We start from the raw sequence: 15,763 nt of genomic DNA on the forward strand, positions 1-15,763 counted from the left end.
AAAAATCATACTGTTATTTACTTTCTTTTCTGCATAATGAGTGCCAGGCTTAAAGAAGCCATTCTAAAAGGAGGTCATAATGGTACAGATTTACACTCTGACGCTCTCCCCTTCTCTCGACAGTGCCACCCTGACACCACAGATTTACCCTGAGGGCAAACTACGCTGTAGCGCTCCCGTCTTTGAACCCGGCGGTGGAGGCATCAACGTTGCGCGCGCCATTACTCATCTTGGCGGTAAAGCTACCGCCATATTTCCCGCCGGAGGTGCCACCGGTGAACATCTGGTGGCATTACTGGCAGACGAACAGGTCGCCGTTGACACTGTTCAGGCCAAAGACTGGACGCGGCAAAATTTGCACGTTCACGTCGAATCCAGCGGTGAGCAGTATCGTTTCGTGATGCCCGGCGCCATGCTGACTGACGATGAATTCCGTCAGTTGGAAGAGAAAGTCATGGCGATTGAAAGCGGATCGATACTCGTGATCAGCGGCAGTCTGCCACCCGGCGTCAAAACCGAAAAACTCACGCAACTCATCCATGCTGCTCAAAAACAGGGCCTGCGCTGCGTTGTTGATAGTTCAGGCGACGCACTTACGGCAGCGTTGGAATCCGGCGATCTGGAACTTATCAAGCCAAACCAAAAAGAGTTGAGCGCGCTGGTGAATCGCGCATTAACGCAGCCCGACGATGTACGTGCCGCAGCTCAGGAGCTGGTACGCAGCGGGAAATCACGCCGCGTGGTGGTATCACTTGGGCCGCAGGGTGCGCTCGCCGTTGACGAGTCGGGTTACGTACAGGTCGTTCCCCCGCCGATGAAAAGCCAGAGCACCGTTGGCGCGGGTGACAGCATGGTCGGCGCGATGACGTTAAAACTTGCGCAAGGCGCATCCTTACTGGAGATGACGCGTCATGGCGTCGCGGCAGGCAGCGCCGCCACCATCAACAAAGGGACGCGGCTCTGTTCGCTCGCCGATACGCAAAAAATCGTCGACTATCTCACTCAACAGTAACCCTTGCTTCCCCCTAAACCCTGGGGGAAGTGTGCATAAAGTCGCCAAAATGGCACAATCAACTATGCTAAAAAAACTTTCATAATAACAACGAGGTGAAATATGAGCAGTGGTGATATCACCCGCTACGTGGTAATCGTAAAAATTCATGAAGATTCGCTGACCGAGCTCAACGAAATCACCAATCATTTCTCGCGAGGCGGTTTTTTGCTCACGATGGCGGATGATGAAGGAAACATTCATGACCTGGGCATCAACACTTTTGGGCTGATCAGCACCCTCAGTGCCGATGAAGTCAAAACGCTGGCCAATGGTCTTGTCGAAAGCGCGACAGGCAAAGAAGCCGACATCCAGGTTAACACCTGGGAAGCGTGGCAAAAAAGCGAACAATAAGTGCCCTGTATACATCCAAACGGCTCAGGTGTGCGTTAGCTCGTATTATTTAACGGCGGTTCTGCGCTAACTTTATGATCTGGCGGACAACATGGGAGAATCATCATGTGGCAGGCTATCAATCATCTGTTAAATGAACAGCTGGGCGAAGGGGAAATTGAACTGCGTAACGAGTTGCCGGGCGGAGAGATACACGCCGCATGGCATCTGCGGTTTGCCGGGCGCGATCTCTTCGTGAAATGTGATGAGCGGGAACTTCTTCCTATTTTCACCGCCGAAGCCGATCAGCTCGAGTTATTGTCGCGCAGCAAAACCGTCTCGGTGCCAAAAGTTTGGGCGCTGGGCAGCGATCGTGACTACAGCTTCCTGGTGATGGATTATCTCCCTGCCCGCCCTCTGGATGCTCACAACGCCTTTTTGTTGGGCCAGCAGATTGCGCGGCTGCACGCGTGGAGCGATCAACCGCAGTTTGGTCTCGATTTTGATAACGATCTCTCGACCACACCGCAGCCCAATGCCTGGCAGCGCCGCTGGTCCACCTTTTTTGCGGAACAACGCATCGGCTGGCAGCTGGAACTTGCTGCGGAAAAAGGTCTCTCTTTTGGCAACATTGATGCGATTGTCGACCACGTTCATCAGCGGCTCGCGTCGCACCAGCCGCAACCGTCGTTGCTCCACGGTGACTTATGGTCTGAAAACTGTGCACTAGGACCAAACGGCCCGTATATTTTTGACCCGGCCTGCTACTGGGGCGACCGGGAATGCGATCTAGCGATGTTACCGCTGCATCCTGAACAACCGCCGCAAATCTATGACGGCTATCAGGCTGTTTCACCGCTGCCCCCCGACTTTCTCGATCGACAACCGATCTATCAGCTCTACACGCTGTTTAACCGGGCAATTTTGTTTGGAGGGGAGCATCTGGTCAATGCCCAACGCGCGTTGGACAGGGTTTTAGCGGCATAGGCTCAGAAATAGCCATGAAAAGGGGTGGTCAACACCACCCTGTTTCGCTTTACAGAAATCCCAGCAATGAGAAGAAGAAATACCCACAGACGATAACAATCACCGGCAAAACGTACAGCGGGAATATCTGCAGGAAAATGGTGTGATGCGGCACTACAATGCGTGATTCAGTCTGCTCTCGGGTTAAGCCATCAACCCCCTTCGCTTGTTCAAGAATCAGTTGATCTTCAACGCCCTCACGCAGAAAACGGGTCTGGCGACTCATGCGTGCCCCCGACGCTTGCAGCGCTAGCGCGATAAAGATCAGTGCAAAGATTATCCAAAACACAATGTTCAATTGCTGCTGAAAATGAGGGGTGGGTGAGTTGTACCAAAAGAAATTCAAAAAAGGCGTATTAAAGCGCATCATCTCAATCATAACATGTGCAAAATCAAGCATAACTGCATTAATACCCGCCTGTTTTTCACTGCGCTCATACATGAATTTCAGCACTGAAATCAGCGTGGAAATCACCGCTGGGATGAAAATTACCCATCCGGCCACGCGTTTTAGCACTGCGATGCGTCCAGCTTGTTGATACGTCATCAGTTCCCCTTGATAAAGACGCTCTGTTTGAGCCTAAGTTTACCTTCAGGTGGCGAATTTCGCCTGATATTTAAAAGCGATATGGTAAATTGCTTCTGAGTTCCTGTTTTAACCTTCCGCTGTACCCCTACGAAAGGAGATGTTGTCATGTCGACCCCGCACCAAATTGTTGCTGCCATTTTCGATATGGATGGATTACTGATCGATTCTGAACCTTTGTGGGATCGTGCTGAACTTGATGTGATGGCAAGTATCGGGGTGGACATCAGCCGCCGCGCAGAACTTCCCGATACGCTGGGCCTGCGCATTGATATGGTCGTCGAGCTTTGGTTCGCGCATCAACCGTGGAGCGGTCCGAGCCGTGAAGAGGTTACCGCCCGCGTGATCGATAGAGCCATTTCCCTTGTTGAAGAAAAACGTCCCCTGTTGCCTGGCGCCCGCGACGCCATTGCGCTGTGCAAATCTCAGGGGCTAAAAGTCGGTCTGGCCTCCGCCTCCCCGCTGCATATGCTGGAAAAAGTGCTGGAGATGTTTGATCTGCGCGACAGCTTTGACGCTCTGGCCTCGGCAGAAAAACTGCCGTACAGCAAACCGCATCCGCAGGTGTATATGGATTGTGCCGCAAAACTTGAGGTTGATCCGTTGGCCTGCGTGGCGTTGGAAGATTCCGTGAACGGCATGATCGCCTCTAAAGCGGCACGCATGCGCTCGATTGTCGTTCCGGCGGAAGAAGGCCAGCACGATCCCCGCTTTGCACTGGCAAATGCGAAGCTGACGTCACTCGTCGATTTAACCCCCACTCACCTTTTCGGCCAATAGCATCGCGTTTCGGGCAACATGGGGTTGCCCGAAAACATGACCGCCATAATATTTTTAAAACATCATTTCATTTTAATTTGTATTTCCCCGTAACGGCTTCTATTCTTACCTTCAGAACGACAATAACCCTACACTCTGAGGTACATATGATACTGGATGCCTTTAATCTTTCGGGAAAAGTCGCCATCGTGACAGGATGCGATACGGGCTTAGGCCAGGGAATGACGCTGGGGCTCGCGCAAGCGGGATGCGATATTGTGGGTGTAAACCGCAAAATTCCCGAAGAGACGGCAGCCAAAGTCATCGCCTTAGGCCGACGTTTTATGGCGATACAGGCCGATCTCAGCAAGCAAGACACCATAGATGACATCGTCAGCAAAACCGTCGCTGAAATGGGGCGCGTCGATATTCTGGTCAATAATGCAGGCACCATCCGCCGGGAAGACGCACTGACCTTCAGTGAAAAAAACTGGGATGACGTGATCAACCTGAATCTGAAATCGGTGTTCTTCCTTTCCCAGGCCGTCGCACGCCAGTTCATCGCGCAAGGCGGAGGCGGGAAAATCATTAACATCGCCTCAATGCTCTCATTCCAGGGCGGGATTCGCGTACCTTCTTATACGGCGTCCAAAAGCGGGGTATTAGGTATCACGCGCCTGCTGGCCAACGAGTGGGCAACGCACAATATCAACGTCAACGCCATTGCACCCGGCTACATGGCGACCAACAACACTCAGCAATTGCGCGATGACGAGCAGCGCAGCAAAGAGATTCTCGACCGCATCCCCGCCGCGCGCTGGGGAACGCCTGAAGATCTGCAAGGCCCGGTGGTCTTCCTGGCGTCAGCCGCGTCGGATTACATTAGCGGGTATACCCTCGCCGTTGATGGAGGCTGGCTGGCGCGTTAGCGCCGCTTTGTGACAAAGAGTTACACCGTAACCTCTTCCGCCTACTGTATAAAAACCCTATACTGTATGAATTGACAGTTTCGTGGATTTTATCATGACGGCGGAAGGCCACCTCCTTTTTTCAATTGCCTGCGCAGTGTTTGCCAAAAACGCTGAGCTGACCCCTGTGCTGGCGCAGGGCGACTGGTGGCATATCGTTCCGTCTGCGGTCCTCACCTGCTTGCTGCCAGATATTGATCATCCGAAGTCATTTTTGGGGCAACGGTTAAAATGGATAGCCAAACCTATCGCCCGGGCCTTTGGCCATCGCGGATTTACGCACAGCCTGCTGGCGGTATTTATCCTGCTGACCTGCTTTTACCTCAAAATTCCCGAAAGCTGGATTGTCCCCGCAGATGCCATTCAGGGTATGGTGCTCGGCTATTTGAGCCATATCCTCGCTGATATGCTCACACCCGCCGGTGTTCCGCTGCTCTGGCCATGTCGCTGGCGCTTCCGCTTTCCTATTCTGGCTCCGCAAAAAGGCAACCAGCTGGAACGCGTATTATGCATGGCGCTCTTCGCTTACGCGGTATGGATGCCCCAGACGCTGCCCGAAAATGGTGCAGTGCGCTGGTCCTCACAGATGATCAATACGCTGCAATTTCAGTTCAATCGTTTTATTAATCACCAGATTGAACATTAAACCAACAAAATAATCACATCTGTCATAAATCATTCCATTTGGATATAAGCGCTACATCACACTTCTGCTAACCTTGCGCCAACATGATCGGAATATACCGATCGGATAATAAATCAGGAGAACGGGGATGAATTTTCCACTAATCGCGAACATCGTGGTGTTCGTTGTCTTGCTATTGCTGCTGGCGCAGACGCGTCACAAGCAGTGGAGCCTGGCGAAAAAGGTACTCGTAGGTCTGGTCATGGGTGTGGTATTTGGTCTGGCATTGCAGGCGATTTACGGCTCCGATAACCCGGTTCTGAAAGATTCCATTCAGTGGTTTAACGTTGTTGGTAACGGCTACGTCCAACTGCTGCAAATGATCGTCATGCCGCTGGTCTTCGCCTCTATTCTGAGTGCGGTAGCGCGTCTGCATAATGCCTCACAGCTGGGTAAAATCAGCTTCCTGACGATTGGCACTCTGCTCTTCACTACGCTTATCTCTGCGCTGGTCGGTGTGCTGGTGACCAATGTCTTTGGCCTGACCGCTGAAGGTCTGGTGCAGGGCACTGCGGAAACCGCGCGTCTGACGGCTATCGAAACCAACTATGCAGGCAAAGTAGCGGACCTGAGCGTCCCGCAATTGCTGCTCTCTTTCGTGCCGAAAAACCCGTTTGCCGATCTGACTGGCGCAAATCCAACGTCCATTATTAGCGTGGTGATTTTTGCAGCCTTCCTGGGTGTAGCAGCGCTGAAACTGCTGAAAGACGATGCGCCAAAAGGCCAACGCGTTCTGACGGCCATCGACACGCTGCAAAGCTGGGTAATGAAGCTGGTGCGTCTGGTTATGCAGTTAACGCCATACGGTGTTCTGGCGCTGATGACCAAAGTCGTTGCGGGCTCTAACCTGCAGGACATCATCAAACTGGGTAGCTTCGTTATTGCCTCTTATCTCGGTCTGGGCATCATGTTTGTCGTTCACGGCATCCTGCTGGGTGTGAACGGCGTCAGCCCGCTGAAATACTTCCGTAAGGTCTGGCCGGTGCTGACGTTCGCATTCACCAGCCGCTCCAGCGCTGCGTCTATTCCGTTGAACGTTGAAGCACAAACGCGTCGTCTGGGTGTGCCGGAGTCGATCGCCAGCTTCTCAGCCTCTTTCGGTGCGACAATTGGCCAGAACGGTTGCGCGGGTCTGTATCCGGCCATGCTGGCCGTTATGGTTGCGCCAACAGTCGGCATCAACCCGCTTGATCCGGTATGGATCGCGACGCTGGTCGGCATCGTGACCGTCAGCTCCGCCGGCGTTGCAGGTGTGGGTGGCGGTGCGACGTTTGCCGCGCTGATCGTACTGCCTGCGATGGGTCTTCCGGTCACGCTGGTTGCACTGCTGATTTCCGTTGAGCCGCTGATCGACATGGGTCGTACCGCGCTGAACGTCAGCGGTTCTATGACCGCCGGGACGCTAAGCAGCCAGTGGCTCAAGCAGACCGACAAAGAAATTATGGATAGTGACGAAAACGCCGAGCTGGCGCACCGTTAATCCCGCCAAAGTAAAAGCCACCTTCTTAGAAGGTGGCTTTTGAGAATGCCCCCTGTAAGGGGGGCGATTATCACCTTCTGTTCCTACTCTAGCATTTCCATCTGCTGTTCATGCGTTTGTTCCGTTTTCTCCTGATGCCGCACGTATCGTCTGATAATTTCTTCATTCACCCCAACCGTATCGACAAAATACCCACGGGACCAAAAATGGTTTCCCCATAATTTTTTCCTGATGTGTGGAAAACGGTTGTAGAGCCTGATTGCACTACGCCCTTTCAGATGCCCCATCAGAGTGGATATTGAGATTTTGGGTGGAACGATTACGACAAGATGTACATGATCTGGCTGAATATTTAGCTCAAGGACCTCACAATCTTTTATTCCGCAGAGAATATAGATCGTCCTATACAGTTCCTTGCCAAGCTTATCTTTCAGGATCCTGAAACGGTACTTTGGCGTCCACACTATGTGGTATTTGCAACGCCAATATACATGTGATGAACTCCTGTAAAGCCCCATGTCGGTTTGTCTCCTTTTACTTGTGGTGAGTAAGCAGAGATATTCCGGCATGGGCATTCTTCAGGCTATAGCCTTACAGGATCAATCACCACCTCCCTAGGAGGTGGTTTAGGGGTGACAACAAAAAACCGCCCTCGGGCGGTTTTTTGTTGTCTGTTATTCCTGAATATCTTGATCCTGACGGATTTGCATCGCCCAGCGTTGGGCTGCTTCCGGCTCACTGAAGGCTGGGGAGCGACGGAAATGTTCACTCATCAGGACAAACGCCACATATTTTCCCCGTAACTGCCAGACATCGCGAAAGCCATCCACCTTCAGGGCGTGAGCGGGCGGCGCAGGTTCGACGCGAGGCACGTAGCTAATAACAGGACGGTTTTGTTGACGAAATGATTTCATAATCAGCTGGTTCACTAAAACAAATTCTGGAAACAGGAAATTCCTATCATAGCCGATTCCCACCCCGTGCGTCGCGCCCGGCATGCACCGCATGCCGCCTTTCGTTAAACGTCCTGTCTGAAAAATCTCAGTTTGCCCGTCAACAAACTACATTGTTCTATAGTTAACAGGGTTTTTCGCAACAACGATCCACTTCAGCAATGAAAAAGGAGACGAGTGCAATGTCGCATAAAGATAAGAAACATCAAGCTCAACCATCGCCCATCCATGGTACAGAGGAATCAAAACCGGGTATGGATTCACTGGCACCTCAAGACGGCTCTCATAAAGCGACGCCTGAGCCCTCAGCCCCTGGCGAGCAGCCAACTGCATCGGGCAGCGTGAAATCGCCGGATACCGGCAACGATAAACTTAAGTCACTGGAATCTCACCGCAAGGGCGGCGAAAATTATGCGCTGACGACGAATCAGGGCGTGCGCATCGCCGACGACCAAAACTCGCTACGCGCCGGGAATCGTGGCCCGACGCTGCTTGAAGACTTTATTCTGCGAGAAAAGATCACCCATTTTGACCACGAACGCATTCCGGAACGTATCGTTCATGCGCGCGGTTCTGCTGCACACGGTTATTTTCAGCCGTATAAGAATCTCAGCGACATCACTAAAGCCGACTTCCTTTCCGACCCAGATAAAATCACGCCCGTGTTCGTGCGTTTTTCTACCGTTCAGGGCGGCGCGGGCTCTGCTGACACCGTGCGCGATATCCGTGGTTTTGCCACCAAGTTCTACACCGAAGAAGGGATTTTTGATCTCGTTGGCAATAACACACCGGTGTTCTTTATTCAGGATGCGCATAAATTCCCTGACTTTGTCCATGCAGTCAAACCGGAGCCTCACTGGGCAATTCCGCAGGGACAAAGCGCGCACGACACTTTCTGGGACTATATTTCGCTCCAGCCTGAGACGCTGCATAACGTGATGTGGGCCATGTCCGATCGCGGCATTCCGCGTAGCTACCGTACGATGGAAGGGTTTGGTATTCACACGTTCCGCATGATCAATGCTGAAGGGAAAGCAACGTTCGTCCGCTTCCACTGGAAACCGGTGGCGGGTAAAGCCTCGCTGGTGTGGGACGAGGCGCAAAAGCTGACCGGACGCGATCCCGATTTCCACCGTCGTGAGCTATGGGAATCAATCGAGGCAGGCGATTATCCAGAATACGAGCTTGGGTTACAGCTGATTCCGGAAGAGGATGAGTTCAAATTTGATTTTGACTTGCTGGACCCCACCAAACTCATCCCTGAAGAGCTGGTTCCGGTACAACTGGTCGGCAAAATGGTGCTCAACCGCAACCCCGACAATTTCTTTGCCGAAAACGAACAGGTGGCGTTCCACCCGGGTCATATTGTTCCGGGACTGGACTTCACCAACGATCCGCTCCTGCAGGGCCGTCTGTTCTCTTATACCGATACGCAAATCAGCCGTCTCGGCGGGCCAAACTTCCACGAAATCCCGATCAATCGCCCAACCTGTCCGTACCATAATTTCCAGCGCGACGGGATGCACAGGCAGGATATCGATACCAATCCGGCGAATTATGAACCCAACTCTATCAACGACAACTGGCCGCGTGAAACGCCGCCGGCCCCTAAACGGGGAGGATTTGAGTCTTATCAGGAACGCGTCGAAGGGACAAAAATCCGCGAGCGTAGCCCGTCGTTTGGCGAATATTACGCCCACCCTCGCCTGTTCTGGCAAAGCCAGACACCGATTGAGCAACAGCATATTATCGGTGCTTTTAGCTTTGAATTAAGCAAAGTGGTGCGCACCTATATTCGCGAGCGCGTCGTGGATCAGCTGGCACATATCGACGTCAAACTGGCGCAAAGCGTTGCCGATAATCTGGGCATTACGCTCAGCGACGAGCAGCGTCATCTTGCGCCACCGAAAGACGTCAACGGACTGAAAAAAGACGCATCGCTGAGCCTTTACGCTGTGCCGGGCGGAACCATTAAAGGTCGTGTCGTCGCAGTATTGTTGAACGACAAAACCCGTTCCAGCGACGTACTGGCAATCCTGCAAGCGCTCAAAACTAAGGGCGTACACACTAAACTGCTCTACTCACGAATGGGCGAGGTGACGACCGATGACGGCTCCGTTCTGCCGATTGCCGGAACGTTTGCGGGTGCGCCGTCGCTGACTGTCGATGCCGTTATCGTACCCTGCGGTGATATTAAGAGTCTTCTTGGCAACGGAGACGCCGCCTATTATCTGCTTGAGGCGTACAAGCACCTGAAACCGATCGCGCTGGCTGGCGATGCGCGCAAGTTCAAATCGCTGTTGAAAGTGGCCGATAAGGGCGAGGAAGGCATCGTTGAAGGTGACGGCGCTGACGATCAGTTTATGGATCAGCTTTTCGACCAAATGGCCGCACACCGTGTGTGGTCCAGAAGCAGCAAAATCGCCAGTATTCCGGCGTAAACATATCGCCGGGTAGACACTACCCGGCGATATTTCACGTTATAAATCCAGGAACGACCCCAGACGATAGCCGCGTTCTGCAATCGCATATTTCAGCGAGGGCGACGTCAGCACGTCAAGTTCCACAAGGCGCGGCCAGCAATAGGCACTTCTACGCACCGTGTTATCGACAAACGCGGGATGCGTCATCATCTCAAATGACCGTTCACCACGTGCAGCAGAAGCATCCAGAACCTGCAAGAACAGCGTTTCGCTGATTTCATCGCCATAAAAATCGCTGCTGTATCCTTCGCTAGTTGGCGCACGGCTCAACGTCAAATCGTGAGCAGTTTGCACCTGACGGTCCACGCGCATTGCCACCCCTTTTCGCGCTGCAAACTCTGCGACCAGCGGGAAAATTGCGGGGATCATATGCACATGATGATGGCTGTCAATATGGGTCGGTTCGCGTCCGAAAAGATCGACAAAACGATTAAACTGACAGTCCAGTTCACGCACAATTTCGTCGAGCGGCAACGTCCCCTGCTCCGCCATCTGCCAAATCCATTTTCCCAGTTGCCCGCTGCGCGTCAGTCCTGGCATCGACGACAGCGGCATTCCGAGCGTCAACACAAAATGCATCCCCACGCCCAAGCCCGGCCATTCGCGCGCTAGCGCGGCGGCATGTTCGACCGCTTCGCCGTTGACCAGCGCAGTGGTGGACGTCACCACTCCGTGGCGACTGGCTTCAACGATGCCGTAGTTTTGCCCCTTCGAGAGGCCAAAATCATCGGCGTTTACGATCAGCAACTTGTCCATTTTCGTCCCTCTTAGCGTTGTTCGCGTTTGAGTTTCTCAACCGTCGCCGCAAAATTAGGCAACCATTTTTCATGCGCCAGGATCATTTCGCGAGCCAGCAATTCCGCATCACGATCGGAATGCACCAGCGGGCTGAGATTCAGCGCCAACAACACATCATTCAATTCGCCACTCAGCGCCGCATGGCTGGCAGCCACTTCGAAGCCTTTGATAGTGTGAATCAAGCCCATGACTTTCTCATCAAAATGGGTGATACGCGCATGTGGTGTCGCGCCATCGCGGCCCAGAATGCAGGTCATTTCAACCGCCCAGTCTGCCGGGATATTATCAATATGCCCGTGATGCGGCACGTTCACGTAATGTTCAGCTTGCTTATCATTGTAAATCGCGTTGATCACTTCACAGGCGGCGTCGGAATAGTACGCTCCACCGCGCAGCTCAAGCTCTTTAGGTTTGACGTTCAACTCTGGATCTTTATACAAATCAAACAGCTGTTTCTCGACTTTCTGCACAACCTGCGCACGTGCGCCGCCTTTGTAGTACTCGCCCATTTCAATCGCCAGCATCTCTTTCTGCTTAAAGTAATAGAGCAAGTAAGAGCACGGCAGCAGATTCAGGGAACGAATCAGCCCTTCACTGAACGGCAGATCGAAGATATTTTTCACTGAACCGGCCGTCAGACGTCCCGACGCAACGCCGTCCAGCAGCTCAGCGAAGCGCGATTCGCCGTTGACCAACACGTCTTTGATAAAGACCATGTGGTTGAGACCAAAAAGTTCAATGGAAAGATCGTCACTGTCAGACAGCACCAGCACGTCACGAATAAACATTTTCATGCCGATTGGAATGTTGCACACGCCGATAAAACGTTTAAAACCGGTATGGCGATACACCGCTTCCGTCACCATCCCGGCCGGGTTGGTGAAGTTAATGACCCACGCCTGCGGGCAAATCTCTTCCACATCTTTAATAATGTCAAAAATCACCGGAATGGTGCGCAGGCCTTTAAACAGCCCCCCTGCTCCGTTCGTTTCCTGACCTAAGTAACCGTGGCTCAACGGGATACGCTCGTCGAGTTCACGCGCTTTAAGTTGGCCAACGCGCAGCTGTGTTGTGACAAAATCAGCGTCTTTTAACGCCAGACGACGATCGAGCGTTTTATGAATGGTTAACGGAACGCCGGCTTTTTTCACCATGCGCTGGCACAGGTCGAAAATAATATCGAGTTTCTCCTGCCCTTCTTCAACATCCACCAGCCATAATTCGCTCACAGGCAACTCGTGATAACGTTTCAGAAAACCTTCGAGCAATTCTGGGGTATAACTGCTGCCGCCGCCGATAGTCACGACTTTTAATTTCTGTTGCATAATATCTCCCTTAGCGTAATCAGGATAACTGCCTGCAAAGTATAGCGCGGCATTCCCGCTATAATATGGGCAAGCAATTACGTCAATATTGATGGCGGTTCACACCGCCCAAATTAATTGATGACCGTTAAACTTTTACGATAACTACTTGGTGTAAAAGAGGTGAATTTTTTAAAGGTTTTAATAAACAGACTCGGACTGCTATATCCCGACTCATATGCGATATCGGTGATAGAGTAGTTGGTAATTTCGAGCTGTTTTTTGGCAAAATTAATACGAATGCCGTTAATAATTTGCACCGGTGTTTTTTGATAATAACGCTGCGTGGCGCGGGTAAGATACTCTTGCGATTTACCCGACAGGGCGATCATATTTTCCAGCGCGTTATCGCCAAACTGCATTTTGTCATGCATTAATTCAACGGTACCACGGAGCCATTGCGGAATGTCATCGGCAATCTGCTGTTCATCACGATGATGGCGCAATCGGTTCATCACATAAAAGGTGACCGTCTCGATAAATTCGTCAAATTCATTGTCACGGAAATTCAATGATGCAATTACCGTTTCGATCCACGTCAGGAATTCATTTTTGACGCGATAACCCTGCGAGGCAACAAAGCAGAATGGCACCAGCGGTAAATAATGTTTTTCGAAGAAGCGTCGGCTTACGCCAACATTGAGAATACGCGTGGCACCAAATTCATAAAAACTCTGGTGATACGATCCCATCGGCAGGAAAACAAAGTCACCACGCTCCAGCAGCACCCGCTTGCCGTTGATTTCCTGATAGTAACGACCGGTCAGAACAATGGTGAATTCGTAGTAATCATGCTGGTGCAGGCCGCTGACGCTTTCCGTTTTATTGTAGATAACCACGTGAAAATTCTTGCCATTAAACAACTGCTGCTCAAGTGCGGTTTTAATTTCCATCGTGTTTACCTCCTGCGGCCTGACTTATTTCATCTTCTCGTGAAGCTCGATCAACTCTGCGACGAGCTCGCGTGCCAGCATTGACGTCATCAAATGATCCTGGGCGTGAACTAACACCAGACTGACTTTCATTTTACCTTCGCCCTGGTCGCTTTCAATCAGCTTTGTTTGCACCAGATGCGCTTCGTTAAGCGCGGTACGCGACTGCGCCATCATGGTTTTCGCGGCCTCGAAATCGCCCTGTTTCGCCCGCTTAAGCGCAGCGTATGCCAGGCTACGTGCTTGTCCAGAATTGATGATGAGACCCATCACCACTTCTTCGAGGTCGTTTTCGGCGGCTTCTTCTGCCACGATAGTATCCAAATCAAACATCTTCATCTCCTTTTACCGCCGCGGGTTGCCCCGCGGCCTGACAATCTTAGAATTTCAGTGCGTTAGCAATATCTTCTTCACTTTCCTGCTCATCAATCACCGCCTGTGCCTTATTAGACACCGCCACGAACGGCAGGTAGACCAGCGTTGAAACACCCAGGTTGAACAAGGCCACACAGAGTGCGGCAACACTGCCGTTACTATTGAAGAAGGCGCCAAGACCGGTTGGCATTGTCCACGGCGCGAGGTTGGTCACGGGTGGGATAATCCCCATCGAGTAGGCAGCCAGGGTAATGGCGGCCAAAATCGGCTGAACCAGCACGAAAGGAATAAACATCACCGGGTTCATAATAATCGGTAAACCAAACAGAATCGGCTCGTTAATCTGGAAGATGCCTGATGGGAGCGCCAGCTTCGCAACCTGACGATGATCAGCGCGGCGTGAACCGATAAAGATGGCGATAATCAGTCCCAGCGTTGCTCCGGAGCCACCCAGCAGAATATAGGAATCCAGCATCGGTTTAGCCCAGAAGTGGAACTCTTTCCCTGCGGCAATTGCAGCTTCAACAGAACCATACTGGTTATAGAGGGCGATATTCTCCAGCGCCCACGGGGTCATGATGCCATTATCCAGCGCGGTGAGTGCCAGCGAGCCGTGTACGCCGAAGAACCACAACAGAGAGTTAAAGATGACGTAGGCCCATCCCACCACACTGCCCATCGACGCCAGCGGTCTGGAGACAGAATCCATGATGATCTGGTGGAAGTTATTTCCGTGGTTGGCTAACAGCCAGGAGATAATACCGAATACGGATAAGATCAAAAAACCGGGAATTAAGGCTGAGAAAGAGCGTGATACTGACGCAGGCACGCTATCCGGCAAAGTAATGACCCAATTGCGACGAATAACAAAGGTAAACATCTCCGCAACGATCAGGCCAATGATCATCCCGGAAATAATATTCTGACCACCCAGCCAGTTTGCACCGACAGCATAAGCTTCACCGACACTGTATGGCGTCACGGTCATAAAAGCCGCCACGGCTAACAGACCCGCCGCCATCGGGTCAACTTTGCGTTCCTCAGCTAATGCTGAACCAATGAAAAATGGTGCCATCAGCGACATAATGCCTAACGTACCGTTATATACGTTACCACCAATAGCTTTAAAACCGTTCAGCGTTTCAATGGTAGAGGCATCCAGACGAATGCCCATAGAATAGAAAAACGAACCTTCACCAAAACTTAAAAAGACGTTATTGATTAAAACGAACATGGCCCCAGCCAGGGTCAGCGGCATTAATTTAATAAAACCATTTTTAATCGCATTAATATGAGGCTGCTTCCCTATTCTTACAGCAAAAGGAAGAAGTACCTTTTCAAGAGAGCCAATAAAATTACTCATAGAATTGCCCTTAAAAGCCGCAATAAATTATTGCGGCGTAAGTGTGTGAAATAACTCTTTGACGGGAAAATAAAATATTTTAATTAGCGGCAGCTTTTTTAATGGATGCAACTGCAGCTTTAAGAACACCCAAACCATCGATTTTGCCGTACAGCGCAGAATCGATCACTTCAACAGGTTTATTCGGCAATAAACGCTGAATTTCTGGCAGCATATAGGCAATTTGTGGTCCCAGTAGGATGACATCCGCAGCCGGGCCTTTTTCACCTGCCAGCGTTTCAGGAAACGCTTCAATCACCACAGGAACATCGTACTTTTCAGCTTGCGCGCGCATTTTTGACACCAGTAACGACGTTGACATGCCCGCAGAGCAAAACAGATAGATATGTTTCTTTTCCATAGCCACTTCCCTCTTGTATGACCACCCACTATCACCAGATTGACACCTGCGGGCGTTACACTTGTTTGTCATTGAAATCGAGTATACGGCAAGGCGGGATGAGGTGATAATTCGCGGTTAATCAAAATTGTCTCTCCTTGACCTGTCGTTTTGACTGCCCTCACAGTTTATGTAAATAATTCGCGCAAATAAATAAGATTCGTCAAT

Annotated in this window: 17 protein-coding genes and 1 pseudogene; 8 read left to right on the forward strand and 10 right to left on the reverse strand. The window is 51.5% G+C overall.

The window, feature by feature from the left end:
- Nucleotides 1-79: 79 nt before the first annotated feature.
- The 3 genes from pfkB (at nt 80) to AC0LWE_RS04445 (ending at nt 2,371) form a co-directional block, all read left to right on the forward strand.
- Nucleotides 80-1,012: a 6-phosphofructokinase II gene (pfkB, locus tag AC0LWE_RS04435; RefSeq protein ID WP_131487092.1), complete on the forward strand. Its 933-nt coding sequence runs from the start codon at nt 80-82 to the stop codon at nt 1,010-1,012.
- 102 nt (nt 1,013-1,114) lie between these two features.
- On the forward strand, nt 1,115-1,405 hold the full coding sequence (ghoS, locus tag AC0LWE_RS04440; RefSeq protein WP_059178202.1) for a type V toxin-antitoxin system endoribonuclease antitoxin GhoS: 291 nt from the start codon (nt 1,115-1,117) through the stop codon (nt 1,403-1,405).
- Nucleotides 1,406-1,510: 105 nt separating this feature from the next.
- A complete protein-coding gene (locus tag AC0LWE_RS04445; RefSeq protein WP_131487090.1) occupies nt 1,511-2,371 on the forward strand; it encodes a fructosamine kinase family protein in 861 nt (286 codons plus the stop codon).
- A 49-nt stretch (nt 2,372-2,420) separates the two neighbouring features.
- Here AC0LWE_RS04445 and AC0LWE_RS04450 read toward each other — a convergent pair whose 3' ends face one another.
- Nucleotides 2,421-2,957: a YniB family protein gene (locus AC0LWE_RS04450; protein ID WP_474264865.1), complete on the reverse strand. Its 537-nt coding sequence runs from the start codon at nt 2,955-2,957 to the stop codon at nt 2,421-2,423.
- A 147-nt stretch (nt 2,958-3,104) separates the two neighbouring features.
- Between AC0LWE_RS04450 and hxpB the strand changes: the two genes are divergently transcribed.
- From hxpB to AC0LWE_RS04470, 4 genes are all read left to right on the forward strand, one after another.
- On the forward strand, nt 3,105-3,776 hold the full coding sequence (gene hxpB / locus AC0LWE_RS04455; protein ID WP_219346697.1) for a hexitol phosphatase HxpB: 672 nt from the start codon (nt 3,105-3,107) through the stop codon (nt 3,774-3,776).
- A gap of 146 nt (nt 3,777-3,922) precedes the next feature.
- Nucleotides 3,923-4,684: a 2-dehydro-3-deoxy-D-gluconate 5-dehydrogenase KduD gene (kduD, locus tag AC0LWE_RS04460; protein WP_202666941.1), complete on the forward strand. Its 762-nt coding sequence runs from the start codon at nt 3,923-3,925 to the stop codon at nt 4,682-4,684.
- A gap of 94 nt (nt 4,685-4,778) precedes the next feature.
- Entirely contained in the window at nt 4,779-5,369 is a 591-nt protein-coding gene (locus AC0LWE_RS04465) for a metal-dependent hydrolase (RefSeq protein ID WP_059178207.1), read from the forward strand.
- 127 nt (nt 5,370-5,496) lie between these two features.
- Nucleotides 5,497-6,888: an L-cystine transporter gene (locus tag AC0LWE_RS04470; protein WP_219346698.1), complete on the forward strand. Its 1,392-nt coding sequence runs from the start codon at nt 5,497-5,499 to the stop codon at nt 6,886-6,888.
- A gap of 83 nt (nt 6,889-6,971) precedes the next feature.
- On the opposite strand, the gene tnpA is transcribed toward AC0LWE_RS04470, so the two are convergent.
- On the reverse strand, nt 6,972-7,406 hold the full coding sequence (tnpA, locus tag AC0LWE_RS04475; RefSeq protein ID WP_202667349.1) for an IS200/IS605 family transposase: 435 nt from the start codon (nt 7,404-7,406) through the stop codon (nt 6,972-6,974).
- A gap of 156 nt (nt 7,407-7,562) precedes the next feature.
- A complete protein-coding gene (cedA, locus tag AC0LWE_RS04480; RefSeq protein WP_255210202.1) occupies nt 7,563-7,817 on the reverse strand; it encodes a cell division activator CedA in 255 nt (84 codons plus the stop codon).
- A gap of 206 nt (nt 7,818-8,023) precedes the next feature.
- Between cedA and katE the strand changes: the two genes are divergently transcribed.
- A complete protein-coding gene (gene katE, locus AC0LWE_RS04485; RefSeq protein WP_219346699.1) occupies nt 8,024-10,282 on the forward strand; it encodes a catalase HPII in 2,259 nt (752 codons plus the stop codon).
- Nucleotides 10,283-10,321: 39 nt separating this feature from the next.
- Here the strand turns inward: katE and chbG are convergent, their stop codons facing one another.
- The 7 genes and pseudogenes from chbG to AC0LWE_RS04520 all read right to left on the reverse strand — a co-directional run bounded on the left by chbG (nt 10,322) and on the right by AC0LWE_RS04520 (nt 15,628).
- A complete protein-coding gene (chbG, locus tag AC0LWE_RS04490; RefSeq protein WP_202666943.1) occupies nt 10,322-11,080 on the reverse strand; it encodes a chitin disaccharide deacetylase in 759 nt (252 codons plus the stop codon).
- Nucleotides 11,081-11,091: 11 nt separating this feature from the next.
- On the reverse strand, nt 11,092-12,447 hold the full coding sequence (locus AC0LWE_RS04495; RefSeq protein ID WP_059178212.1) for a 6-phospho-beta-glucosidase: 1,356 nt from the start codon (nt 12,445-12,447) through the stop codon (nt 11,092-11,094).
- A 113-nt stretch (nt 12,448-12,560) separates the two neighbouring features.
- A complete protein-coding gene (chbR, locus tag AC0LWE_RS04500) occupies nt 12,561-13,379 on the reverse strand; it encodes a transcriptional regulator ChbR (RefSeq protein WP_474264869.1) in 819 nt (272 codons plus the stop codon).
- 24 nt (nt 13,380-13,403) lie between these two features.
- Entirely contained in the window at nt 13,404-13,751 is a 348-nt protein-coding gene (gene chbA / locus AC0LWE_RS04505) for a PTS N,N'-diacetylchitobiose transporter subunit IIA (protein ID WP_202666944.1), read from the reverse strand.
- Nucleotides 13,752-13,797: 46 nt separating this feature from the next.
- Nucleotides 13,798-15,156: a PTS N,N'-diacetylchitobiose transporter subunit IIC gene (gene chbC, locus AC0LWE_RS04510; RefSeq protein WP_059178215.1), complete on the reverse strand. Its 1,359-nt coding sequence runs from the start codon at nt 15,154-15,156 to the stop codon at nt 13,798-13,800.
- Between the two features lie 10 nt (nt 15,157-15,166).
- A pseudogene (locus tag AC0LWE_RS04515) lies at nt 15,167-15,229 on the reverse strand (hypothetical protein); the annotation flags it as partial.
- Nucleotides 15,230-15,235: 6 nt separating this feature from the next.
- Nucleotides 15,236-15,628 (reverse strand): PTS sugar transporter subunit IIB, encoded by a 393-nt coding sequence (locus AC0LWE_RS04520; RefSeq protein ID WP_072241784.1) that lies wholly within the window; start codon nt 15,626-15,628, stop codon nt 15,236-15,238.
- Between the last annotated feature and the right edge of the window lie 135 nt (nt 15,629-15,763).

It is taken from the genome of Lelliottia sp. RD5, assembly GCF_056032945.1.